Annotated in this window: 19 protein-coding genes; 11 read left to right on the top strand and 8 right to left on the bottom strand. The window is 72.8% G+C overall.

The annotated features are described in order from the left end of the window. Positions 1-3: 3 nt before the first annotated feature. A complete protein-coding gene (locus ABZ716_RS23120) occupies positions 4-1,224 on the bottom strand; it encodes a zf-HC2 domain-containing protein (protein WP_358814061.1) in 1,221 nt (406 codons plus the stop codon). Positions 1,225-1,256: 32 nt separating this feature from the next. After that, positions 1,257-1,835, bottom strand: coding sequence for a sigma-70 family RNA polymerase sigma factor (locus tag ABZ716_RS23115; protein ID WP_042816979.1), 579 nt, complete (start codon positions 1,833-1,835; stop codon positions 1,257-1,259). 291 nt (positions 1,836-2,126) lie between these two features. Here ABZ716_RS23115 and ABZ716_RS23110 point away from each other — a divergent pair, with 291 nt between their 5' ends. Continuing rightward, positions 2,127-2,642 carry an EF-hand domain-containing protein gene (locus ABZ716_RS23110; RefSeq protein ID WP_351891141.1) on the top strand — a complete coding sequence of 172 codons (516 nt, stop codon included), beginning with the start codon at positions 2,127-2,129 and terminating at the stop codon, positions 2,640-2,642. Positions 2,643-2,730: 88 nt separating this feature from the next. Here the strand turns inward: ABZ716_RS23110 and purU are convergent, their stop codons facing one another. After that, on the bottom strand, positions 2,731-3,609 hold the full coding sequence (gene purU / locus ABZ716_RS23105; protein ID WP_358814026.1) for a formyltetrahydrofolate deformylase: 879 nt from the start codon (positions 3,607-3,609) through the stop codon (positions 2,731-2,733). Between the two features lie 26 nt (positions 3,610-3,635). Then, entirely contained in the window at positions 3,636-4,082 is a 447-nt protein-coding gene (locus ABZ716_RS23100) for a hypothetical protein (protein WP_351891197.1), read from the bottom strand. Positions 4,083-4,400: 318 nt separating this feature from the next. Between ABZ716_RS23100 and ABZ716_RS23095 the strand changes: the two genes are divergently transcribed. Continuing rightward, positions 4,401-5,657 (top strand): ABC transporter substrate-binding protein, encoded by a 1,257-nt coding sequence (locus ABZ716_RS23095; protein ID WP_358961350.1) that lies wholly within the window; start codon positions 4,401-4,403, stop codon positions 5,655-5,657. Between the two features lie 22 nt (positions 5,658-5,679). Here ABZ716_RS23095 and ABZ716_RS23090 read toward each other — a convergent pair whose 3' ends face one another. Then, the gene (locus ABZ716_RS23090) at positions 5,680-7,542 is read right to left on the bottom strand and encodes a hypothetical protein (protein WP_358961348.1); all 1,863 of its coding nucleotides are present in this window, start codon (positions 7,540-7,542) and stop codon (positions 5,680-5,682) included. Between the two features lie 90 nt (positions 7,543-7,632). Next, complete coding sequence (locus tag ABZ716_RS23085) at positions 7,633-9,024, bottom strand: transcriptional regulator (protein ID WP_358814029.1); 1,392 nt, start codon at positions 9,022-9,024, stop codon at positions 7,633-7,635. A 219-nt stretch (positions 9,025-9,243) separates the two neighbouring features. Between ABZ716_RS23085 and ABZ716_RS23080 the strand changes: the two genes are divergently transcribed. From ABZ716_RS23080 to ABZ716_RS23040, 9 genes are all read left to right on the top strand, one after another. Then, a complete protein-coding gene (locus ABZ716_RS23080; protein ID WP_358814030.1) occupies positions 9,244-9,921 on the top strand; it encodes a bifunctional DNA primase/polymerase in 678 nt (225 codons plus the stop codon). A gap of 132 nt (positions 9,922-10,053) precedes the next feature. Continuing rightward, complete coding sequence (locus ABZ716_RS23075; protein ID WP_358814031.1) at positions 10,054-10,911, top strand: ABC transporter ATP-binding protein; 858 nt, start codon at positions 10,054-10,056, stop codon at positions 10,909-10,911. After that, entirely contained in the window at positions 10,908-12,512 is a 1,605-nt protein-coding gene (locus ABZ716_RS23070; protein ID WP_358814032.1) for a transporter, read from the top strand. The genes ABZ716_RS23075 and ABZ716_RS23070 overlap by 4 nt, the downstream gene beginning before the upstream one ends. A 134-nt stretch (positions 12,513-12,646) precedes the next feature. Further along, entirely contained in the window at positions 12,647-13,099 is a 453-nt protein-coding gene (locus ABZ716_RS23065) for an SseB family protein (protein WP_358961346.1), read from the top strand. After that, positions 13,096-13,680 carry a hypothetical protein gene (locus ABZ716_RS23060; protein WP_358961343.1) on the top strand — a complete coding sequence of 195 codons (585 nt, stop codon included), beginning with the start codon at positions 13,096-13,098 and terminating at the stop codon, positions 13,678-13,680. Before ABZ716_RS23065 ends, ABZ716_RS23060 begins: the two co-directional genes overlap by 4 nt. After that, a complete protein-coding gene (locus tag ABZ716_RS23055; protein WP_358961341.1) occupies positions 13,677-18,275 on the top strand; it encodes a putative T7SS-secreted protein in 4,599 nt (1,532 codons plus the stop codon). Before ABZ716_RS23060 ends, ABZ716_RS23055 begins: the two co-directional genes overlap by 4 nt. A gap of 39 nt (positions 18,276-18,314) precedes the next feature. After that, a complete protein-coding gene (locus tag ABZ716_RS23050; RefSeq protein ID WP_358961339.1) occupies positions 18,315-18,659 on the top strand; it encodes a hypothetical protein in 345 nt (114 codons plus the stop codon). Positions 18,660-18,737: 78 nt separating this feature from the next. Then, a complete protein-coding gene (locus ABZ716_RS23045) occupies positions 18,738-19,802 on the top strand; it encodes a hypothetical protein (protein ID WP_358961337.1) in 1,065 nt (354 codons plus the stop codon). A gap of 74 nt (positions 19,803-19,876) precedes the next feature. Further along, a complete protein-coding gene (locus ABZ716_RS23040) occupies positions 19,877-20,785 on the top strand; it encodes a hypothetical protein (RefSeq protein WP_358961335.1) in 909 nt (302 codons plus the stop codon). Between the two features lie 93 nt (positions 20,786-20,878). Here the strand turns inward: ABZ716_RS23040 and ABZ716_RS23035 are convergent, their stop codons facing one another. Together ABZ716_RS23035 and ABZ716_RS23030 are read right to left on the bottom strand one after the other, a co-directional pair. Next, positions 20,879-21,802, bottom strand: a complete 924-nt coding sequence (locus tag ABZ716_RS23035) for an alpha/beta hydrolase (RefSeq protein WP_358961332.1) — start codon at positions 21,800-21,802, stop codon at positions 20,879-20,881. A 324-nt stretch (positions 21,803-22,126) separates the two neighbouring features. After that, positions 22,127-22,819, bottom strand: coding sequence for a metal-dependent transcriptional regulator (locus tag ABZ716_RS23030; RefSeq protein ID WP_351891168.1), 693 nt, complete (start codon positions 22,817-22,819; stop codon positions 22,127-22,129). Positions 22,820-23,012 lie beyond the last annotated feature (193 nt).

Here is a 23,012-nt window from a genome sequence, read left to right as displayed (position 1 = left end):
CCCCTACAGACGGCTCAGCGACGCCGCCGCGAAGAGGACGTCCCGGATCGCCTCGCGGTCGCCGGTCTGGCCGACCGCCGCGTCCTCCGGCGAGATGTGCCCGGCGGCCAGCTGGCAGAACTCCAGGCCGTCCAGCGCGACCTCCGCCACCGTGTGCTCCCGCGAGGGTTTCGCCGCCGGGGAGTCCAGGGCGATGTCCCAGCCACCCCCGCCCGCTCCCTCGATCTCCAGGTGCAGGGTGCGCCCCGGTGCCCCCGCCGCGACCAGCCCGCGCGCCGGGGCCGCCAGGCCCGAGCGGCGGCGGCCGGCCAGGGCAACGGGCAGCAGCCGTGCCGCGAGGTCGATCATGCGGTGCAGATGCGGGCCGGACGGCGGCTCGTACGGGTAGGACACCGCCTCCGCGATGTCCCAGGCGTGCACCCAGCACTCGAAGGCCCGCTCCAGGAAGGCGTCCCCGAGCGGCAGAGCGAAACCCCCGTAGTCCACGGACAGTTCGGCCACGCCCCGGCCCGCGAAGGAGACCGTGCGGACCAGGGTGTGCCCCTGTTCCCGCCAGGGTTCGCGGACCTTGCGGTTCACGGGGGCGCGGGCGGAGCTCCAGAAGTGCTCGGTGCGGCCGGTCGGGCCGCCCGGCGGCGCCTGCGGGCCGAGCGGGTCGTCCAGGCCCAGCGCGGTGGCGACCAGCCCGTCCACCGTGAGCAGATGCCCGATCACCCCCGCCACCGTGGTGCTGTGGCTGCGCCGGCGTTCCTCCTCGAACCATTTGAGCCGCACCGGGGTGTCCCACTCCGACTCCCCGAAGTCCCGCAGCAGGGCGTCCAGCCGCGCGGTCTCCGTGTCGTACGGGCTCGCCCACGCCGGCACGGGGATGCGCGCGGGCCGCTTGCCCAGGCAGTCCTCCAGCACCCGCGAGCGCAGCAGCGGCTTCAGGTCGAGGCTCTCCTCCGGGTGCAGCAGCCCGACGGCGTCGCGCAGCCGCAGCGCCTCCTCGGCGCAGGGCGCGCACTCGGTGAGGTGGTCCTCGACGGCCTGGGTCTCCTCGGCGGAACAGGCGGCCAGCGCCCACGCGCCGAGCAGGGACTTCAGTACGGCGTGCGAGGGCGGCGCCGACGGCAGTACCTCGGGCGCGCGGAGGTCGTCACCGGCCGCGCGGGGACCCGGTATCCGTACGGGAACGCCGGCCGCGGTCTCGTGGAGGCCGTCGGGAACGTCGTCTCCGGGCATGCCCTCGGCGGGGGTGTCGTCGGTGGGTCCGGTCATCGGGTGGTTCCGTATCCGCGGGGGCCGTATCCGGGCGGGGCGGTGTCCTCCCTGGGGAGGACGTTGGCGGTCGACAGCAGCTGGAGCCCGAGCCGTAGCCGGCGCCGCGCCTCGTCCTCGCTGATCTGCAGGTCGGCGGCTGCCTGCCGGTAGTCGCGGCGCTTGAAGTAGGCGAGTTCCAGGGCGGCCCGCAGCGGCGCGGGCATGGAGGTGACGATGTAGTCGGCGCGGGCGGCGGCGTTGGCGCTGCGCACCTTCTGTTCGAGTTCCTCGCGGGAGCCGCGGCCCAGTTCGGCCTGGCGCAGCCGGGCGACGGCCTGGCCCTGGGTGATCCGGGCGACCCAGGAGCGCATGGAGCCCTGTTTGGGGTCGTAGGCGTCGGGGTTCTCCCAGATGTAGCCGAAGACCTCGCGGGTGATGCGGTCCGCGGCCTTCTCGTCGCCGAGCACCCGGTGGGCGAGGCTGTGCACGAGCGAGGCGAACCGGTCGTAGAGCTCTCCGAGCGCGGCGGCCTCACCACGGGCGAGACGCTGCTGCATGCGGCGGTCCCAGCGCGGTGGAACGTCCTTCGCCATGGTGCCTCCAGCCGTGTATCGACCCGTCAAATGTAGTCGCCACCGCTCGGAGCGAGCCCGTTTTGGGGGAACCTCCCCCGTACGCGCACCCCGCGTGCTAGCGGCCGTCCGCCCCCTCCACCTCCCGTACACGCGTACGCGCCCCGCCGCGCTCCCCGTGCGCGGGTTCGATGCGGCCACCTCGTTGACCGCTCGGCTTAACGCGCAGGCCATCGAGGCCGTACGCTCCTGCCTGACTTGATCTGCACCTCAAGTGCACCCCGACGCACATGTGAAGGCGGAACGCCGCATATGGACAGCGCAGAGTACGAGCGCAAGGTCGCCTCCCGGTTCGCCACGTTCGACCAGGACGGATCCGGCTACATCGACCGCGAGGACTTCAGTACGGCGGCCAGGGCGGTCCTGGCCGAATTCGGCGTCGCCGCCCGCTCGGACAAGGGGCAGGCCGTCTTCAACGGCGCCGAGGCGTTCTGGCAGGGCATGGCCGGGATCGCCGACGTGGACGGGGACCAGCGGGTGTCCCGCGAGGAGTTCGTCACCGGGGCGGCGAAGCGGCTGCGGGACAACCCGCAGCGGTTCGCAGAGATCGCCCGGCCGTTCCTGGCGGCGGTGGTCGCGGTGGCGGACGAGGACGGCTCCGGCGCGACCCCGGCGACGGCAGCCCGCGTCCTGCGCGTCCTGGGCACCGCCCCGGACCTGGCGGTCCAGGTGGCCGCGTCCCTCGACACGGACGGCGACGGCCGCATCGCGGAACCCGACATCCTGACGGCCTTCGCCGCCTACTGCGGCGTCGACCCGGACGCCTGAGGCCCCACCTCCAGCCCCGCCCCACCCGGCCCCGCCGGCGTTTGAGGCACGGGGGCCTGGGGGCAGCGCCTCCAGACCCCCCGCGGGGCTACGCGAAGACGACCGTCCGGGACCCGTTCAGGAGAACCCGGTGCTCGCTGTGCCACTTTACGGCCCGCGCCAGCGCCTGGCACTCCACGTCCCGCCCGACCGCGACCAGCTGGTCCGGCGTGACCTCGTGCCCGACCCGCTCGACCTCCTGCTCGATGATCGGCCCCTCGTCGAGGTCCGCCGTCACGTAGTGCGCGGTCGCACCGATCAGCTTCACACCCCGCGCATGCGCCTGGTGGTACGGCTTGGCGCCCTTGAAGCTCGGCAGGAAGGAGTGGTGGATGTTGATGATGCGCCCGCTCAGCTCCTTGCACAGGGTGTCCGACAGCACCTGCATGTAGCGCGCCAGCACCACGAGCTCGACCTTCTCCGCCCGCACCAGCTCCAGCAGCCGCGCCTCGGCCTCCGCCTTGGTGTCCTTCGTGACGGGGATGTGCACGAACGGGATGTCGTAGGAGCGGACCAGCTCGGCGAAGTCGGTGTGGTTCGAGACCACCGCCACGATCTCCACCGGCAGCGCCCCGATCCGGGCGCGGAACAGCAGGTCGTTCAGGCAGTGGCCGAACTTCGACACCATCAGCACGATCCGCATGCGCTCGTCGGAGCGGTGGATCTGCCAGTCCATCCGGAAGCTGTCGCCGATGGCGGCGAAGCTGGCGCGCAGCTTCTCCAGCGTCACCTCCGGCTCGGCCTCGAAGTGCACCCGCATGAAGAAGAGCCCGGTCTCGCGGTCTCCGAACTGCTGGCTGTCCACGATGTTGCAGCCGGTCATGAACAGGTAACTGGACACGGCGTGCACGATGCCCTGCTTGTCGGGGCAGGACACGGTCAGGACGTACTGGGGCAGGGGCTGGGCCCCAGGCTGCGGGTCGCTCATGACCCCATAGCCTTTCACACCGCCTGTCACCCCGCGCGCGTCAGCATCCTCAGCGCTTCCACGGAGCTCGGCGGCTGGGCGGGGTCCTCGCCGTCCGCGAGGGACATCCGTACGTGCGCCTCGCGGGCCGCCCGCACCGCGTCGGGCCACGCCTGGTGTTCCAGGTACGCGCTCACGGGCGCGTCCGGGCCGACCTGGTGCAGGATCCGCAGCACGCGGAGCACGGCGAGGTCGACCAGGGCCGCCTCCTGCGCGTCGCGGAAGATCGTGCCGATGTACTTGTCCGCCGACCAGCTGTCGAGCCAGGTGTCCTCGACGAGCCGGTACACGGCGTCGGTGACGTCCCCGTACCCTTCGACGCCGGCGAGCCAGACCTCCTGGTGGAACGCGGGGTCGGAAAGCATGTGCAGCGCCGAGCGCACGTTGCTGCGCCAGCGCCACCACGGCATGTCGTTGAGGGGCATGCCGCCCATGGTGGAGGAGCGGCCGCCGCGGCGGGAAGAGTTCGTCGAACCTTGGGCGAATGTCACGCTTTCGATCGTACGTTCCCCCCACGTGCGATCTTCAGGCACCCGTCCGCCCCCGGGCGTTCACCTCGCCGTCACCCGATGTTGTGTACACCTCAGCACTGAGTTACCCCGGTGGCGGAAGGGTCGGGGGACATGACCACATGCCGACGCGCAACCACCGTGACCCGACTGCTCGTTGCCGCAGCGACCGGTGCGTGTCTCACCACCGCGTGTGGGGTGCTCCCCGGGGACCGGGGGGATTCCGGGGACACCCTCACGGTCATGACGTTCGCTCCGATGGGAACCAAGGCCACCAACATGCCCGGTATGCCCGGCATGGCCAAGGCGTACGAACGCTGGGTCAACGCCAACGGTGGCATCAAGGGCCGCAAACTGCGCGTCCTGACCTGCAACGAGAAGAACACCGCGACCGGCGCCGCCGACTGCGCCCGCGAGGCCGTCACCAAGAAGGCGGTGGCCGTCGTCGGCTCGTACAGCCAGTACGGGCGCGCCTTCATGGCGCCGCTGGAGGCCGAGGGGATCCCCTTCATCGGCGGCTACGGGGTCTCCCCGGAGGAGTTCCAGAGCACCCTGTCCTACCCGGTCAACGGCGGCCAGCCCGCGCTGCTCGCCGGCGCCGGCCACCAGCTCGGCCGGGCCTGCTCCCAGGTGTCCCTGGTCCGCCCGGACACCCTCGCGGGGGACACCATGCCGGTGCTGCTGAACGCGGGGCTGAAGGCCAACAACAGCCCGGAGGCGTCCGACATCCGGGCGGCCGAGGACGCCGCCGACCTGATGCCGCAGGCCCGCGAGGCCCTGGCCGACGTGAGCCCGGGCGGGGGCGGGGGCGCGGCGAGCGGCGGCGGGACGGCCAGGGCGACGGCGGGCACCGGCCCCTCCGCCGCCGCCTCCGGCAGCGCGAAGGGGGCGGCGCCCTCGTCGTCGTCGGCCAAGAGCTGCGTCACGGCCGTGCTCGGCGAGCGCACCGAGACCTTCTTCGACGCCTTCCGCCGCGCGGACTCCGCCCTCCACAGGAACCCGCAGATCTCCTCCGTCCTCGGCAGCGTCAGCCAGGCCCTGGTCGACCGCACCGGCGGCAAGGAGAGCCCCTTCGAGGGCGCCTACGTCACCAGCTGGTACCCGGTGTCGACCGACCCGCTGTGGGCGCCGATGCGCAAGGTGATCAGCGACGACGCCTTCGGCGACAACACCGTCGAGGCCGACGACAGCGGGGCCCAGACCACCTGGATCGCGTACACGGTGCTCAACCAGGTCGTGCAGAAGTTCTCGGCGGACGAGCAGATCACGGGCCGCAAGCTGGCCCGGATGCTCAACGCCTCCTCGGGCGTCTCCACCGGCAACCTCACCCCTCAGCTGAGCTGGCGCTACGAGGACATGCGGGCGGTGGCCGGGTTCCCGCGGCTGGTCAACGGCCGGGTCAGCTTCCAGGTCGTCCAGCAGGGCCGGCTCGTCGCCCAGCTCGGCGAGCAGGACGTGGACATGACCTCGGTGCTGGAGTCGGCCCCGCGGTCGGCGTAGGGCTTCGTGGCCCCCCCTGCCGTCAGAGCTGGGTCTTGTCGCGCCGGGTGAGCCCGTGCTGGGCGGCGATCGTGTTCCACAGGGTCGCCGCCGACTCCTTCGCCTTGGTGGCCTCCTCGCTCGACTTGTTGCCGTCGGCGGCGTCGTCGGTGGGCTTGGCCTTGCCGTCCTTGCAGCCGCCCTTGTCGTGGCCGGCGTCGTCCGCCCAGTCCGCGTAGCTGGTGTCGGCGTCCGCCGAGGCGTTCCACGCCTTGGTGAGGGCGGCCGAGAGGCGGGCGTGGTTGGGCAGCAGGTCCGTCTTGAGGTCCGAGAGCCGGGTGATCAGCTCCTTGCGCTGACGGGCGGCGTCGCGGAGGTCCTGGGCCGCCTGGCCGAGGTTCTTGCAGTCCTTGATGTCGTCCACGGCGCGGATCACCGTGGTCCGGCTGTCGTTGGCGTCTGCGAGCAGCTTGTCCAGCTGGACGGCCTGCGGGCGCGCCGGGTCCACGGGCGCGGTTCCGCCGGGCGCGTCGGCGGCGTTCGACCCGTCGGACTTCGGGGGCGCGGCGGCGGGGTCGTTGTTCTGCGCCTTGCCGTCGCCGAGCAGCGCCCCCACCCCGAGCCCGGCCACGGCCAGCCCGAACACGGCGGCGGCGATCACCGCGGGCGGAACCCGCCGCGCGGGCGGGGGCGGGGGCGGGGCCTGGTACTGCGGCTGCGGCTGCGGCTGCGCCGGCGGCCGCCCCCCGACCCGCTGCTGCGGCACCGCCACAGGCGCCCTCCGCCGCCCCGGCCCGGGCGCCGCCTCCCGGCCCTCGTCCCGGAACAGCCCGTCAAACCCCTCGACGGCGGCCCCGCCGCCCCCTTCGGCGGGCACGGGCGGAATGTACTGCGTGGCAGCCTCGGCCACCCCACCCCCGGGGCCGGCGGGCACCGGCGGTATGTACTGCGTCGCGGCGTCGGCCACCCCACCACCCGGCCCGGCCGGGACCGGCGGGATGTACTGCGTGGCGGCATCACCGGCACCACCACCGGGCGCGGCCGGAACCGGCCGGAGGTACTGCGTCGCGGCATCAGCCACCCCACCACCCGAACCAGCCGGAACGGGCGGGATGTACTGCGTGGCGGCATCACCCGCACCACCACCGGGCGCGGGCGGAACCGGCCGCAGATACTGCGTCGCGGCATCACCCGCGTCACCACCCGGCCCGGCCGGAACCGGCCGGAGATACTGCGTCGCGGCGTCGGCCACCCCACCACCGGGCCCGGCCGGGACCGGCGGAATGTACTGCGTGGCCGCATCACCGGCACCACCACCGGGCCCAGCCGGGACCGGCCGGAGGTACTGCGTCGCGGCGTCGGCCACCCCACCCCCCGGCCCGGCCGGGACCGGCGGAATGTACTGGGTGGCGGCATCGCCGGTGTCACCGCCGGGCGTCGCCGGGATGTACTGGGTGGCCGCATCGGCCATCCCGCCGCCCGGGCCGCCCGGCACCGGCGGCATGTACTGCGTGGCCGCGTCCGCCACGTGGGCGCCCGGGGTGCCCGGGCCCGCCGGGGCGGGTGGGGCGTACGGGGTGGCGGGGGTCCCCTGGGGCACGGGGGGCATGTACTGGGTGGCGGCGTCCGCCGGCGGGCCGCCCGGGACCGGGGGGAGGTACTGCGTCGGCGGGTGCCCCCATGGGCCCGGCTCCGGCTGCGCGGCGTAGTCCGGCCGGCCGGGCCCGCCCTGCTGCTGCTCCCCGTACGCCTGCTGCGGCGCCGCCGTGCCCTCGTACGCCTGCGGCTGCTGCCCCGCGCCGTACGGGTCCTGCGCGGGCGGGTACCCGTACCCGGGGGCCGCCCACGGCTGTCCGGGCTGCGGCGTCCCGGGCTGGGGGACGCCCCCTTGTCCGTTCTCCGTCACCGGGACTCCTTCTCGCCTGCTCCGACGTCCGCGCTCCGGGGGAACCCGCGCAGCCGTCGGGTCACGCTACCCGGTCACGGCGCGCCGGCGTCAGGCCACCTGGACCTCCTGCACCTCCAGCCTCGCCCCGAACTCGCGCACCGCAGGCTCCTCCCGGTACGGCTCCAGCCGTGCCCGGAAGTCGTCCAGGTACTCCGCCCCCCGCCGCGAGCGCAGCGTCCCCAGCAGTTCGGCGGCCTTCGCCGCCGTCTGGCACGCCTGCTCCACCTCCCGCTGCTGCACCTGCGCCGAAGCCAGCAGCAGCAGGCCGATCGCCCGCCGCCGGGCCTTCGTCGCGGGAAGCCCCCGCAGCGCCTCCTCCGCCCGCCTGCCCGCCGCGTCGGCCTGGCCGAGGTCGCGGTGGCAGTGCGCGAGCTCGTCCGCCAGATAGGCCCGGTCGAAGTGGCGGATCCACACCGGGTCGTCGCCCGACTCCGGCTCGGCCCGCTCCAGGGCCGTGACCGCCCGGCCCGACAGCACCGCCGTGGCGCGGGCGTCGCCGAGCAGGGCGTGCCCGCGTGCCTCCGCCGCGTAGAACATCGCCTCCACCCTCGGGGTGACCTGCCCGCGCGTGCCCTCCTGCGCGGAGCGCGCCAGCTGCGCGATCTCTCTCGGGTTGCCCAGCTCGGCCGCGAGGTGGCTCATCGACGCGGCCAGCACGTACCCCCCGTACGCCCGGTCCCCCGCCGCCTGCGCGAGCCGCAGCGCCTGGATGTAGTACCGCTGGGCGAGCCCCGGCTGGCCGGTGTCCACCGCCATGTACCCGGCGAGTTCGGTGAGGCGGGCCACCGCCGCGAACAGGGCCCGGCCGACCGGCTCCCGGTAGGAGCCGCCGATCAGCCCGGACACCACGGAGTTGAGGTAGTGCACGACCACGGGCCGCACGTGCCCGCTGCCGAAGCGGTGGTCGAGGTCGGTCAGGGCGGCCGTCGTGGCCCGTACGGCCTCCACGTCGGACATCCCGACGCGCGCGCCGCCGCTGCGCGCCACCTGCGGATCCGCCCCGGTGATCAGCCAGTCCCGGCTGGGCTCGACGAGCGCGGAGGCGGCCACGCTCGACCCGGAGAGGAAGTCGCGGCGTCCGACGTCGCTGCGCCACAGCTCGCAGACCTGCTCGATGGCGCCGACGACGGTCGGGGAGAACTGGAGGCCGACCCCGGAGGCGAGGTTCTTGCCGTTGGCCATGCCGATCTCGTCGATGGTGACGGTCCGGCCGAGTTTGCGCCCCAGTGCCTCGGCGATGATGCCGGGCGCCCGGCCGCGCGGCTGCTGGCCGCGCAGCCAGCGGGCCACGGAGGTCTTGTCGTAGCGGAGATCGAGGCCGTGCTCGGCCCCGCACATGTTGACGCGCCGGGCAAGCCCGGCGTTGGAGCACCCGGCTTCCTGGATGAGCGCCTGCAGCCGTTCGTTCGGCTGGCGGGCGACGAGAGGCCGTGCTGCCATGAGAACCCCCTGAGACGCGGGTGATCGCTGGAATGATCACTTCCCGCCTGAAGTGCGGAGAATCTTCCTCTCTGCGACGTGTCGTTACCCACCGGCAGCGCCCCGGCCTCCTACGCGCCCCCGGACATGCATCCGTGCGCCCCGCGTGCAGGATCGATGCACCGCCGCCCGGCGCGTTTATCCCCGTAACCCCCGGTGACGGCGGGAGTTGTGCTGGACGTGGAAGAGACCATCGCAGTCACGGAGACCGCCCCCATCCCCCAGCAGCGCGGCGAGCTGCTGCTCGACCATGCCGTGCGGTACGTCGAGGAGCGGCACTGGGACGTCTTCGCCGGCACCTGGCTGGAGCCGGGCGACGGCCGCGAGGTGTGCTCCTGCGGGGTCGCCGACTGCCCCGCCCCCGGCGCCCATCCGGCGGTGAAGGACTGGCGCTCCCTGGCCTCGGGCAGTGCCGTCGGGGTGCGGCGGATCTGGGGCAAGCACCCGTCCGCGTCCATCCTGCTGCCGACGGGCCGCACCTTCGACGTCCTGGAGGTGCCGGACTCCGCCGGCTTCCTCGCGCTGGCCCGGCTGGACCGGATGCAGCGCACCCTCGGCCCGGTCGCCCTCACCCCCGACCACCGGATGCTGTTCTTCGTGCTGCCGGGCGCGGGGGCGAAGGTGGCGGACCTGGTGCGCAAGCTGGGCTGGCTGCCGCACGCGATCGACCTGACGGCGCGCGGCGAGGGCGAGTACGTGGCGGCGCCGCCGACCCGCTACGGCGGCAAGGGGCCGGTGCAGTGGGCCCGTAAGCCCACGCCGGCGAACCGGTGGCTGCCGGACACGGAGGAGCTGATCGACGCCCTCGCGTACGCGTGCGGCAGCGAGGCGGCGGCCGCCCGGGGGCGCAGGGCGTAGCGGCCTGCGGAGCGGCCTCTCCTCTGACGTACATACCCGCGGGTTCATGACATTCGTAACTGCCGCGCCCTCTTCCCGTCCTCCTATGGTGAGGAACGTACGACCACGGGGATGAGAACGAGAGGCAGGCGCATGCCGGACCAGGGTTATGCGGCGGGCGGTTACGGGAGCGACGGCGCTACGGGCGGGACGGACGGCGCGCGACCCGCGCCGGTCACCGCGGCCGCCGCGGCCGTGCGGATAGAAGGACTGTGGAAGCGGTTCGGCGATCAGGTCGCCGTCGGGGGGATCGACCTGGAGCTGCCGGCCGGCCGCTTCATCGGCCTCGTCGGCCCGAACGGGGCCGGCAAGACCACCACGCTGTCGATGGTGACGGGGCTGCTGCGCCCGGACATGGGCCGGGTGACGGTCGCCGGGCACGACGTGTGGGCCGACCCCGTCGAGGTCAAGAAGCGCATCGGGGTGCTGCCCGAGGGCCTGCGCCTGTTCGAGCGCCTCTCGGGCCGTGAACTCCTCGGCTACATGGGCCGGATGCGCGGGCTGCCGGGTGAGGAGACCGACAAGCGGGCCACGCAGCTGCTGGACGTCCTCGACCTCGCGGGCTCGCAGCACAAGCTGGTCGTCGACTACTCGACGGGCATGCGCAAGAAGATCGGCCTGGCGGCCGCCCTGCTGCACAACCCCGAAGTCCTTTTCCTGGACGAGCCGTTCGAGGGCGTCGACCCGGTGTCGGCGCAGACCATCCGCGGGGTGCTGGAACGTTACACCGCGTCCGGTGCCACCGTCGTCTTCTCCTCCCACGTGATGGAGCTCGTCGAGTCGCTCTGCGACTGGGTCGCCGTCATGGCGGCCGGCCACATCCGCGCGGCCGGCCCGCTGGCCGACGTACGGGGTTCCGCGCCCTCCCTGCAGAACGCCTTCCTGGAACTCGTCGGCGCCCGCGACCACGCCGCCGGCGACTCCCTCGACTGGCTCGGCGGCGCCCGATGAGCACCGCGGCCGCCACCCCCCTCACCCCCCTGTTCGTCCGCCTCAAGCTCTCGCTGATGCGCAACGGGCTGAAGGGGTCCTCCAAGCGCAAGGCCGTCTGGATCGTCAGCCTGGTCCTCTCGCTGGCCTTCTCCGCCTTCGCCACCCTGGGCCTGACCCTGCTGCACGGCCACGCGCACGCCGGCACGGTCGTCGTCCTGCTCGCCGCGGTCCTGGCGCTCGGCTGGACGGTCATGCCGCTGTTCTTCCCCAGCGGGGACGAGACCCTCGACCCGAGCCGGCTGGTGATGCTGCCGCTGCGCCCGCGTCCGCTGGTACGGGCCCTCCTGGCCTCCTCGCTGGTCGGCACCGGCCCGCTGTTCACGCTCTGCCTGGCCGCCGGCTCGGTGGCCGCGGTGGCGCACGGCGCGGCGGGCGTCGTGGCGGCCGTGCTCGGCGCGCCGCTGCTGCTGCTCGGCTGCGTGGCCCTCGCCCGGGCGGTGGCCACGGCGAACGTCCGGCTGCTGACCAGCCGCAAGGGCCGTGACCTCGCCGTCCTCAGCGGCCTGCTGATCGCGATCGGGGCCCAGCTGGTCAACTTCGCCAGCCAGCGCCTGGCGCAGCAGGGCGGGCTGACGGCGCTGGAGCCGGTCGAGGCGGTCGTCCGGTGGCTGCCGCCGGCGACGGCGGTCGGCATGGTGGACTCGGCGGGCAAGGGCGCGTACGCCGAGGCGGCCGCCCAGCTGGCGCTGACCCTGGCCGCCCTCGCCGGTCTCCTGTGGTTCTGGGAGCGCAGCCTGACCCGGCTGATGGTCACCCCGGACGGCTCCACCCTCGCGGCCGCCGAACCGGAGAAGGACCGCGGCACCGGCGGCTTCTGGTCCTTCCTGCCCGCCGGCCGCACGGGCGCGGCGATGCAGCGCACGCTGCGCTACGTGGTGCGCGACCCCAAGACGAAGTCGGCGTGGGTGTCGGCGCTGGCGGTCGGCATGATCGTCCCCGTCTTCAACGCCCTCCAGGGCACCGGCTCCCTCTACCTCGCCTGCTTCGGTGCGGGGATGCTCGGCGTGCAGATGTACAACCAGTTCGGGCAGGACACCTCCGCCTTCTGGATGGTCGCCCAGACCATCTCCTCCCCGCGCGACGCGTTCGTGGAGCTGCGGGCCCGCGCCGCCGCGCTGGCGCTGGTCACCGTCCCGTACACCGTCCTCGTCACGACGGTCACCGCCGCGCTGGTCGGCAACTGGGAGCGCTACCCGGCCGCGCTGGGGCTGGCGCTGGCCCTGCTGGGCTCGATGCTGTGCACGGGCGCGCTGGCTTCGGCGCACTTCCCGTACTCCATCCCGACGGAGGGCGCGTTCAAGAACGTGGCCCCGGGCCAGGGGGGCCTGGCGTGGCTGGGCATCTTCGGCGGCATGCTCACCTCGGCGGTGATCTGCTCCCCGGTGATCGCCCTGACGATCTACACCACCTTCGCCACCGTCCCCGGCTACCTCCCCCTCCTGATCCTCCCCCTCGGCGTCGCCTGGGCCGCCCTGGCGACCTGGGCGGGCCTCCGCCTGGCGTCGACCACGGTCTCCCGCAAACTCCCGGAGATCCTGGCGGCGGTCAGCAAGGGCTGACCGCCGCAAGCCCGCCCCCGGGTGCCCCCCGGGCCTGACCAGATCGGCACACCCCGGCATGGACGGCATTTGGCCCCGGCCGCCCGACCATGCAAAAGTGCGTTCGATCGGCGGGGATCCGGGGGGAGTTGCGGATGGGCTTCGACGAGGAATGGCGCCAACTGCGGGCGGAGGCGGCCAGGAAGACCACCCCGGACGCCGCGCCCGTTCCGGCGGCGGAACCCGCAGCCCGGAACCGGCCGGCGGAGTTCCCGGGGCGGCTGGCGCAGTTCCGCGGCCGGATGGTGCTGGTGCCGTTCGACGAGCGGGGCGGGCTGTGGACCTCCCGGCTCGGGGGGCTGGACTGGATCTGCGCGTTCTCGGACGAGGAGACGCTGGCCCGGTTCGCGTTCGCCCGCGGTGAGGCCGGGCGGGAATGGGAGTTCCACCGGGTCCTCGGGGCGCGGCTGCTGGACGACGTGATACCGGCGCTGGACTTCCCCTGCGGGGTCGCGCTGGACGCGGCAGGGCCCGACGGGACGGTGTTCCCGCCCGTACGCGGCATCGTGCCGGACGCCGCCGCACTGGACGGCGGAGTGGCGGCATGACCGGAGGGGGGCAGGACGAGCTCGACGTGTCGAAGAGGGCACTGGGGCAGATCGCCCAGGGCATCACGGACGCCCTGGCGGAGCTGAGGGAACTCGGCTCGGTGGGAATGGCGGGCATGGGCGACGGCTTCACGGAGCTGAAGCTCACCAGCTTGCAGAGCGGACACGACGGCCTGACCGCGACGCTGGACACCTTCTGCGAGCGGTGGGCCTGGGGCGTGCGCTCCCTGGTCCAGGAGGCGAACACGTTCGCGTACAACGTGGGCCTGTCGGCCGGGCTCGTGTACGAGCGGGACCAGTACGTGGAGGGCGGCTTCAAGGTCCTGGCCAACGCAGTTCTCGGCGGCAGCCCCTACGCTTCGGAGCAGGACGTCACCGGCAGGGACTGGGATCAGATCCTCGCCACCAACCCCTACACCAACCTCCGGGACGCCGACTACAGCGCGGCTTCCGTCGTCGAGTCGGCGCAGAAGACCGACGCGGCGTGGAAGCAGACCTGGGAGGACATCGCCCCACGCCCCGACACCGAGAAGTCCGCGGAGGTCCACCGGGAACACCGGGCGGACGGTGAGCACCGGTGACGGACTGGGGGTCACTGGCCGACAAGGGTCTGGACGGGCTGGAGCGCACCTGGAAGTCCGCGAAGAAGACCGCCGGGGAAGCCGTCGACCAGGCCACCGACGAGGTGGGCGGTCTCCTGCACCAGGTCGGCAAGGACGGCTGGGCCGACGAGGTCGAGGACTTCGGCGACTCGGTCGCGTCGCATCTCGGGGCTTCCGTCGCAGAGCAGCAGCTGGGGCAGACGGAGCAGGCCAATGAGCTGGTCCACGGATCACCGGCCGACATCCGTGCGTCGGCGGCGCACCTGAAGGACTTCCAGGCGGCCTTCGACCGGGTGGGCCAGGGCATGAAGGCGCTGGACGCCGGCCAATGGAAGGGGGCCGCGGCCGACGCCTTCAGCGAGAGGTTCGCCGTCCATCCGCCCCAGTGGCTGCACGCCGCCGAGGCGTGCCAGAAGGCGGCCGACGCGCTCACCCGGTACGCCGACACCGTGGAGTGGGCACAGAAGGAGGCCCAGCAGGCCGTCGAGCTCTACAAGAAGGCGGTCAAGGCCCACCAGGACGCCGCCGACGCCTATGCCAAGGCCGTGGACGGCTACAACGCCGTCGCCCTGTCCGGCAAGAACCCCGGTCCGGTGCCCGTGAAACCCGACGGCGTGGGCGTCGCCGATGCCCAGCGGGCCCAGGAGATCCTCACGGAGGCCCGCCGCCAGCGCGACGAGGTCGCCGGCAGTGCCGGTACCGCGCTGACGGCCGCGCTGGAGCACGCCCCCGCCCAGCCGCCGCCCCGCCGCCAGGTCCAGGCCGCCCTCCTCGACCACGGGGTCGCCGCCTCCGTGGAGCTCGACCATTTCAGTGGCGGAGTCGTCAAGGGCACCGCAGGAGTGCTCAACTTCCTCCGCGGCATCACCCCGTACGACACCTACAACCTGACCCACCCCGCCGAGTACCAGCAGAACACCAGCATGACGCTGGCGGGCCTGGTCTCCGCCCCCGCCCACCCCGACCGCGTCGCCGGCGCCCTCATCGAGCCCTTCCGGAACGACTTCGCCGAGGGCGCCGGGCGCCTGCTGCCCGAACTCGTCGGCACCGAGGGCTTCGGAGGGGCCGCCAAGGCGGGGACGCGCGCCGGGACCCGTCTGGCGGAGGAGGCCGCGGAGAGCGCGGCGGCCAAGGAGGCCCGGGCGGCGCAGCGGGCGGAGCCGGAAGCTTCCGCCCGGTCCCAGAACGAACGGGTGTGCCGCGAGGATCCGGTCGACGTGGCGACGGGCCGCATGGTCCTGCCCCAGACCGACCTGGCCCTGCCCGGTTCGCTGCCCCTCGTCTTCACCCGCACCTTCGAGTCCTCGTACCGGACGGGCCGCTGGTTCGGCCCGACGTGGGCCTCGACGGTCGACCAGCGCCTGGAACGTGACGCGGAAGGCGTCATCCTCGTCCGCGAGGACGGAAGCCTGCTCGCCTACCCGCACCCCGCCGAGCCGGGGATTCCCGTCCTTCCGTCCCATGGGCAGCGCTGGCCGCTGACCCTCGACGCGGACGGCGGGTACACGGTCACCGACCCGGAGTCGGGCCAGGTCCGCCACTTCGCCGACGACGGTCTCCTCATCCAGCTCGAAGACCGCTCCGGCGCCTGGATCACCTTCGGCTACGACGCCTCCGGCGCCCCGGCAGCCCTCACCCACAGCGCCGGCCACGAGGTCCGCCTCACCTGCTCCGAAGGCCGGGTCACGGCCCTTTCCCTCGCCGACGGCACAAGGGTCCTCCAGTACGGCTACACGGACGGCCACCTCACCTCGGTCACCAACTCCTCCGGGCGGCCCCTGCGCTTCGGCTACGACGGCCTCGGCCGGATCACCTCCTGGACCGACACCAACGACCGCCACTTCGACTACGTCTACGACGAGCGGGACCGCTGCGTCGCCCAGTGCGGCGCCAACGGCCACCTGAACGTCCGGTTCGCGTACGAGGAGGGCGTCACCACCCTCACCGACTCCCTCGGACACACCACCCGCTTCCTGATCAACGACCGGGCCCAGGTCACCGCCGAGACGGACCCGACGGGCGCGACGACCCGGTCCGCGTACGACGCCTTCAACCGTCTCCTGACCCGCACGGACCCCCTCGGCCACACGACCCGCTTCACCTACGACGAAGCCGGCCGCCTGACGAGCGTGGTCCGCCCGGACGGCCGCGGGATACGGGCCGAGTACAACCCCCTCGGCCTGCCGGTGAAGGTGACCCACCCGGACGGCCTCACCTCCCTCGCCACGTACGACGCCACCGGCAACCGCACCTCCAGCACCGCCCCGGACGGCACGACCACCCGCTACGCCTACGACGCCCGCGGCCACCTCTCCTCGGTGACGGACGCGCTCGGGCACACGACCACGGTCCGCTGCGACGGGGCCGGCCTGGTCCAGGAGACGACCGACCCGCTGGGCGCGACCACCCGCTACCGCCGCGACGCCTTCGGCCGCCCGACCGCCGTGACGGACCCCCTGGGCCACACCACACTCCTCACCTGGAGCACCGAAGGCCGCCTCCTCCACCGCCGCAACCCGGACGGGACCGAGGAGAGGTGGACGTACGACGGCGAGGGCAACTGCCTGACCCACACGGACCCGGTGGGCGGGGTCACGGTCCGCGAGTACGGCGACTTCGACCTCCTGACCGCCCGCACCGGCCCGGACGGCGCCCGCTACACCTTCGACCACGACACCCAGCTGCGCCTCACCCGCGTCACCAACCCCCAGGGCCTCACCTGGCAGTACGTCTACGACCCGGCGGGCCACCTCGCCTCGGAAACCGACTTCGACGGGCGCACCCTCACCTACGCGTACGACGCCGCGGGGCGACTCGTGTCCCGTACCAACGCCCTCGGCGAGACCACGGCCTTCACGCACAACACGCTCGGCCAGACGGTCCTCAGGAACGCGGCGGGCCTGGTCACCACCTACGCGTACGACGCCTTCGACGCCCTGGCGGCGGCGACCTCACCCGACGCGACCGCCACCTGGCGCCGGGACGCTGCCACCGGCCGGCTCCTCTCGGAGACGGTGAACGGCCGCACCCTCACCTACGCGTACGACACCGTGGGCCGCCGCACCACCCGCACGACCCCGTCCGGCTCCGTATCCCACTGGACGTACGACGCGGCGGGCCGCCGCACCTCCCTCACCACGGCGGGCCGCACCCTGGCCTTCGAGCGCGACGCGGCGGGCCGGGAGCTGACCCGCACCCTCGGCCCGGCGCTGGCCCTCTCCCACGAGTACGACGAGATGGGCCGCCGGACCGTCCAGCAGGTGACCGGCCGGCACGGCCGGACCCTCCAGCGGCGCGGGTACACCTACCGCGCGGACGGCTACCTGACCGGCATCGACGACTCCCTCACCGGACCACGCGCCTTCACCCTGGACGCGGCCGCACGCGTCACGGCCGTGGACGCCGCGAACTGGTCGGAGCGCTACGCGTACGACGAGGCCGGCAACCAGACCACCGCCTCCTGGCCCGACCACCACCCGGGTGCGGAAGCCCAGGGCCCCCGCACGTACACGGGTACCCGCATCACCCGGGCGGGCTCGGTCCGCTACGAACACGACGCACTGGGCCGCGTCACCCTGCGCCAGAAGACCCGGCTCTCCCGCAAGCCGGACACCTGGCACTACGAGTGGAACGCGGAGGACCGCCTGACCGGGCTCACCACCCCGGACGGCACCCGCTGGCGCTACACCTACGACCCCTTGGGCCGCCGCACGTCCAAACAGCGCCTGTCCCCCACCGGCACGGTGGCCGAGGAGACCCTCTTCACCTGGGACGGCACGACGCTCTGCGAGGAGACCACCGGCCGGGTCACCTTGACCTGGACCCACCAGGGCCTCCACCCCGTCACCCAGACCGAGCACCTCGACCAGTCCGGGGCGGACGACCGCTTCTTCGCGATCGTCACCGACCTCATCGGCACCCCGACCCACCTGCTGGCCGAGGACGGCACCACGGCGTGGCACACCCGCACCACCCTGTGGGGCCCCACAACCTGGAACCGGGACGCCACGGCCTACACCCCCCTCCGCTTCCCGGGCCAGTACTACGACCCCGAATCCGGCCTCCACCACAACTACTTCCGCACCTACGACCCAGAAACAGCCCGCTACCTCACCCCGGACCCCCTGGGCCTGCCCCCGGCCCCGAACCCGGCCACGTACGTCACCAATCCGCATAGCTGGTCGGATCCCATAGGGCTTTCTCCGGAGGGGTGCCCCGCCATATCCGAAGGGAAGCTCGACTATCTCTTCAACAAGGACATAAAGGCGGACGGACACAACACGCCGAGGGCCAATCAGAACGCCGATCAACTCAGAAGCATAGGTTTCCATGACACGCCCGCCTCACGCGAATACGTCCGACAACACCTTACGGAGGCAACGAAGAACGGCTTCGAGAACATCGAAACAAACCAGTGGGGCACCTTCGGCACGACACACTCCGTCATCACAGGCCCATGGGGCATGCGTGAGGTGGAAGCGAGCTGGCAGCTGACGTCGGACGGGACCCCTCGACTCACTTCGGTCATCTTCAAGGGGGGAAAGTGGTGGACCAACATTATTGACCAGAACTAAGCACGCCCACTTTCCAGCGGAATCCACACCGGAGACGTCATGACTTTCGCCACACCAGACCCGCAGGAATTCCTCAACACGTTCGGCGTTGACGCAACCCTCTCTGGGGAGTGGCAGTACAGGTTGAATTTCTCCGACGTCGTCGAGGGGGAACTAGAATTCTCCTACGACGTCATCGGCCGTTCAGTCGCAGTCTCGTGGCTTCCCGCTACAGGGAGCGGACATTTCAACACCTTCCGCGAAGGAGCGACGCTGCTCCGCATCGACGACAGCGCCGAGTGGTCACGGCTGGTCATTGATTTCAGCACCCAGGACACCGTCGGAAACCTTGAGATCCAGATCTTTCCGCACGTGTCCATCTCGGAGCGCACCCTGATCTGCTGAGGTCGCAGGGCCGGGCTGATCTGACCAGCGCCTTTAGGTCTGGCCTCGGGTGTCAGTGGGTGCCGTTAGGTTCGTCGTATGTCGATCAACGCTGAGCTGCGCGACTCGGTGCGTTTGCCGGGTGGGGGCGCGCTCGTCAATGGGTTTGCCTTCGAGAGCCGGCAGGACGGGGGGCGGCGGGCGCTGTTGCGGAACGGGCGGGAGCTGGAGGTCTACGACCTCGATGAGCTCTTCGCCGGGGAGGTGGCGCCGGTCGGTGTCTTCCCGTTGCCGTGGGAGGGGTGGGACCGGGGGGTGCACTCCGTGAGTCCCGACGGGGCGTTCGCCGTGTTCTCCGGGCAGCGGGCCGTACGGGCCGTGGGGAGCGGCGGGGAGGTGCTCTGGGAGTACCGGCACGGGTGCTGGGGACCGGAATTGGGCCACCCGCACAGCGGGGACGAGCAGCAGGTGTGCCGGGGGCTGGAGCACGGGTCCTGCCGGGTGGCGGACGACGGCCGGACCGTCTGGGCGCACGTCGTGCACGGCGAGCAGGAGCACTGGGCCGTCCTGGACGCCGCCGACGGGCGGGAGCTGGCCCGGCTGCCGCTGGACAGCGCGGCGGCCGGCTCGTGCCACGTCTCCCACCCGGACGGCATCCACATGGGCCTGTCCATCGGCATGGGCCAGGACGGCATCCTGCTGTACTGGGCCCGCTGGGACGGCGAGAAGCTGGTCCACTGGGACCTCAACGAGACCCAGGACCGGATCCTGGCCGACGTCCACCCGGGGCACGGCGGCTTCCTCACCATCGAGCACTACGGCTCCGACCTGCGCCTGCACGCCCTGGACGGTGACCCCCTCGCCATAGCCGAGCCGGGGTCGCAGGACGAGGACCCGGACCAGGACCAGGAACCGTCCTTCTGGGACTACGGCTGCGGTTTCGTCGACGCCGGCACCGTCATCGCCGCGACCGGCGACGACGAGGAGGACCCGGACCGGGCGGGGCATTGGCTGCTCGATGCCCACACCCTGGGGATACGGGGCCGGGTCGGCTACCCGCACGGCCCCGTCGCCGGCTACGTACGCCCGCTCGGCGACGGCACCTGGCTGACCTATGACGGCAGGACGGACACCCTCAACCGCTGGAGTGCGGCTGCGGTGTAGCCGTGCCCACGGAAATGCCCTGCGCGGGCCGGCTTGGTGGAAGGTGGGGGGTCAGGCCGGGGTGGGGAGTTGCTGTGGGTGGTGCGCTGGTGCGTGTGGTGTGGAGTGTGGGCCCGGCGGATGTGCGGGCCGGGTGGCGGGCGGTGTTGTGGGGTGCCCGGGGGGAGGGCGGGATCGCCGTCCTGCTGGTGCGGGAGCGGTTCCTGACGTGGTCCTACGGGGTGTGGCGGGTGGCGGCGGCGTGTGACGCCGAGGTGGTGTTCCTGTCCGGGGAGGGGATGGTTCAGCAACGTGTCCCGCTGTACGGGGTGGAGGCGGGCGTCAGCCACTTCGCGGTGCTGCCGGGGAACCGGTTCCTGCTGGTGAAGGGGCGCTCCCGGCAGGCGAAGGACGGCAGCTGGGAGCCCAATGCCGTGGTGTACACCGCCGACGGCAGCCGTGAGCGCTCGTTCTGCGTCGGTGACGACATTCCGGCGCTGGTCACCGACCGGCACGGGGGCATCTGGACCGCGTACGGGGATGAGGGCGTCTACGGGCAGCACCCGGAGTCCGGTGACGGTCTGGCGGGCTGGAGCGGCAAGGGAGCCGCCCGCTGGGCTCCGGGCGGCCGGCTGCCCTCGTACCCCCTCGAAGGGCTGACCGGGGCCACCGAGAAGCAGGCGGTCTGGCTGGCCTGGTACAGCCACGAAGGCACCTACCTCAGCCGGATCACGCCGGCTGACGGAGACGTCACCACGTACCCGAGCCCCGTCAGGAAGCTCGACGGGCTCGCCGTGCGCGGCCCCCGGGCCCTGCTCAGCCACCGGGACCACGGCAAGCCCACCCTCACCCTGACCCGCGCCGAACTCACCGGCGGGGCATGGACGGTCACCGGTCAGGAGCGCCTGCGGATGCCCGGGCCGGTGTGGCTGGGGTGCGGGCAGGGTCGGGACGGTGTGCTGTGGCTGCGGGCCGGGGACTCCTGGGTGCGGTTCGAGGTCTGAGAGGGAGAGGACCTTGCCGGGTGGGGCGGGCCCGCGGAACGGGGCCGTGCGGGACGGGCGCCGTATGTCAGGTCCACCCCCATGGGTGAGGCGTCAACGCGAGGCCAGACCCGCGACTGCCTCCAGGAAGGGTTCCAGGACCGCGCGCAGGGCGGCCGGCTGGGCGTAGTGGACGTAGTGGCCGGCGTCCGGGATCTCGGCGTACTGGCCGGCCGGCAGGACGCGGACCATCTCCTGGGCCTCCGCACGGCCCAGTTCGCCGTCCAGGCCGCGGACGACGAGGGTGGGGCAGCGGACCTTGGCGAGCTCCTCCCAGTGGGCGTCGTACACCCAGGTCTCGCGGGCCGTCAGCATCTGACGGCGGGAGAACAGGGGGCGCCAGCCGTCCGGGGCCTGGTGCATGACCTCGGCGAAGAAGGCGCCGCGTCCGGGGTCGGGGCGCTCCACGCGCGGGTCGTCCTCGCCGAACCAGCGGCGGGCGGCGTCCTGGGTGGGGAAGGGCAGCGGCCAGCGGCGGAACCACTCCTCCCACTCCTGCTGTGATGCCTCGCCGAGCGCGGAGGCCCGCATGTCGCAGATGACCAGGGCCTGGACGAGGTCCGGGCGGCGGGCGGCGAGCTGCCAGCCGGTGAGGGCACCCATGGAGTGGCCGATGACGACGACGGGGCCGAGGCCGAGCTGCTCCACGACCGCCTCGGCATCGGCGACGAACGCCTCACGGCCGAGGGTGGGGGCGGGGACGGGGGCCCGGGTCTGGGCCGGGACGCGGGAGGGGTCGCCCGGGGCGGCGCCGCGCGCCGCCGGGTGCTCGCTCTGGCCGTGCCCGCGCTGGTCCAGGGCCACCACGCGGCGGTGTTCGCCGAGCCAGCTCGCGGTGCCGGCCCAGTGGAGGGCCCGGCCCATCAGGCCGTGCAGTAACAGGACCGCCGGTTGCCGCGGCTGGGCGGGCGGTTCGCGGAACTCCCAGGCGGCCAGTCGGACGCCGTCGGCCGCAGTGACATCGATGCGCTGAACCACCGAGGATGCACCCCCTTCGCTCCCGGCCAGACTATCGAACCCGCATTCGAAAACGGGCGTCTCGCCGACAACACCGCTCTTTCGAGTGACCTTGCTCAAGGATTGGCCGCCCCTGCCGATGGAGATCCTTTCAACAGGGAGGCGGGCCGCTCGGGGAAGACGGTCCGAAGGGGATGACCTTGAGAGCTCGGGGCTCCAGGTCAGCCAGGGGAGGACGGTCCCGGCGCCGCGAGGCGCCGGGACCACTCGTCTTCCAGGGCGTACGACTGCGTGGCCGGCGCGGCCCGCGCAGCGGCGTCAACCGCCCGCGCGGGCTCCGCCGCGTCAGCGCTTGGCGACGAACACGTGCGAGGCGATGTCCGAGTCCAGCTCGGCGGCCTCGCCACCGCTGCCGACCAGCACCCCGCCCGGGGACTCCGTCACGCTCACCACCGCGCCGGGCTGCACGCCCGCGCGCCGCAGCGTGTACATCAGCTGGGCATCGGTCTGGATCGGCTCACCGATCCGGCGGATGATCACCGTCTTGCCCTCGGTGCCCGGGTCGAGCTCCGACAGGCTGACCATGCCGTCCTCGATGAACGGGTCGGCCTCGGCCTTCTCGCCCAGCTCCTCCAGGCCCGGGATCGGGTTGCCGTACGGGGACTCGGTCGGGTGGCGCAGCAGCTCCAGCACCCGCCGCTCCACCGCCTCACTCATCACGTGCTCCCAGCGGCACGCCTCGGCGTGGACCTGCTCCCACTCCAGCCCGATGACGTCGACGAGCAGGCATTCCGCGAGGCGGTGCTTGCGCATCACGCGCGTGGCGAGCTTGCGGCCCTCTTCGGTCAGCTCCAGATGCCGGTCGCTGGCGACCGCCACCAGCCCGTCGCGCTCCATGCGCGCCACCGTCTGGCTCACCGTCGGGCCGCTCTGGTCCAGCCGCTCGGCGATCCGGGCGCGCATGGGGACCACGCCTTCCTCTTCCAGCTCGAGGATGGTGCGGAGATACATCTCCGTGGTATCGATCAGTCCGGACATTCGTGCCCCTCGGATTGCGTGCGCTGGCCCTGTCCCCAATTCTGACGCATCGGGCCGACAACCGTCCCGCGCCTGACGTCAAGGCATGTACGGGACATCCGCCCCCAGCCCCGGAGCACGCCGCCCGAGGAGGGGGGTACGGCTGGTGGGCGGGGCGCCGGGCCCGGGATTGACGCCCGTATTGACACGTCCT

The sequence above is a fragment of the Streptomyces sp. NPDC006687 genome (genome assembly GCF_040636215.1).
Taxonomy (GTDB): Bacteria; Actinomycetota; Actinomycetes; order Streptomycetales; family Streptomycetaceae; genus Streptomyces.
Note: the sequence above shows the minus strand (reverse complement) of the source record. Positions and strands in the feature narration are given on the sequence as shown.

Excerpts from the sequence above, each read along its gene's own strand:
- ABZ716_RS23120 (WP_358814061.1), bottom strand. The coding sequence starts at position 1,224 with ATGCCCGGAGACGACGTTCCCGACGGCCTCCACGAGACCGCGGCCGGC.
- ABZ716_RS23115 (WP_042816979.1), bottom strand. The coding sequence starts at position 1,835 with ATGGCGAAGGACGTTCCACCGCGCTGGGACCGCCGCATGCAGCAGCGT.
- ABZ716_RS23110 (WP_351891141.1), top strand. The coding sequence starts at position 2,127 with ATGGACAGCGCAGAGTACGAGCGCAAGGTCGCCTCCCGGTTCGCCACG.
- purU (WP_358814026.1), bottom strand. The coding sequence starts at position 3,609 with ATGAGCGACCCGCAGCCTGGGGCCCAGCCCCTGCCCCAGTACGTCCTG.
- ABZ716_RS23100 (WP_351891197.1), bottom strand. The coding sequence starts at position 4,082 with ATGGGCGGCATGCCCCTCAACGACATGCCGTGGTGGCGCTGGCGCAGC.
- ABZ716_RS23095 (WP_358961350.1), top strand. The coding sequence starts at position 4,401 with ATGACGTTCGCTCCGATGGGAACCAAGGCCACCAACATGCCCGGTATG.
- ABZ716_RS23085 (WP_358814029.1), bottom strand. The coding sequence starts at position 9,024 with ATGGCAGCACGGCCTCTCGTCGCCCGCCAGCCGAACGAACGGCTGCAG.
- ABZ716_RS23075 (WP_358814031.1), top strand. The coding sequence starts at position 10,054 with ATGCCGGACCAGGGTTATGCGGCGGGCGGTTACGGGAGCGACGGCGCT.
- ABZ716_RS23070 (WP_358814032.1), top strand. The coding sequence starts at position 10,908 with ATGAGCACCGCGGCCGCCACCCCCCTCACCCCCCTGTTCGTCCGCCTC.
- ABZ716_RS23065 (WP_358961346.1), top strand. The coding sequence starts at position 12,647 with ATGGGCTTCGACGAGGAATGGCGCCAACTGCGGGCGGAGGCGGCCAGG.
- ABZ716_RS23060 (WP_358961343.1), top strand. The coding sequence starts at position 13,096 with ATGACCGGAGGGGGGCAGGACGAGCTCGACGTGTCGAAGAGGGCACTG.
- ABZ716_RS23050 (WP_358961339.1), top strand. The coding sequence starts at position 18,315 with ATGACTTTCGCCACACCAGACCCGCAGGAATTCCTCAACACGTTCGGC.
- ABZ716_RS23045 (WP_358961337.1), top strand. The coding sequence starts at position 18,738 with ATGTCGATCAACGCTGAGCTGCGCGACTCGGTGCGTTTGCCGGGTGGG.
- ABZ716_RS23030 (WP_351891168.1), bottom strand. The coding sequence starts at position 22,819 with ATGTCCGGACTGATCGATACCACGGAGATGTATCTCCGCACCATCCTC.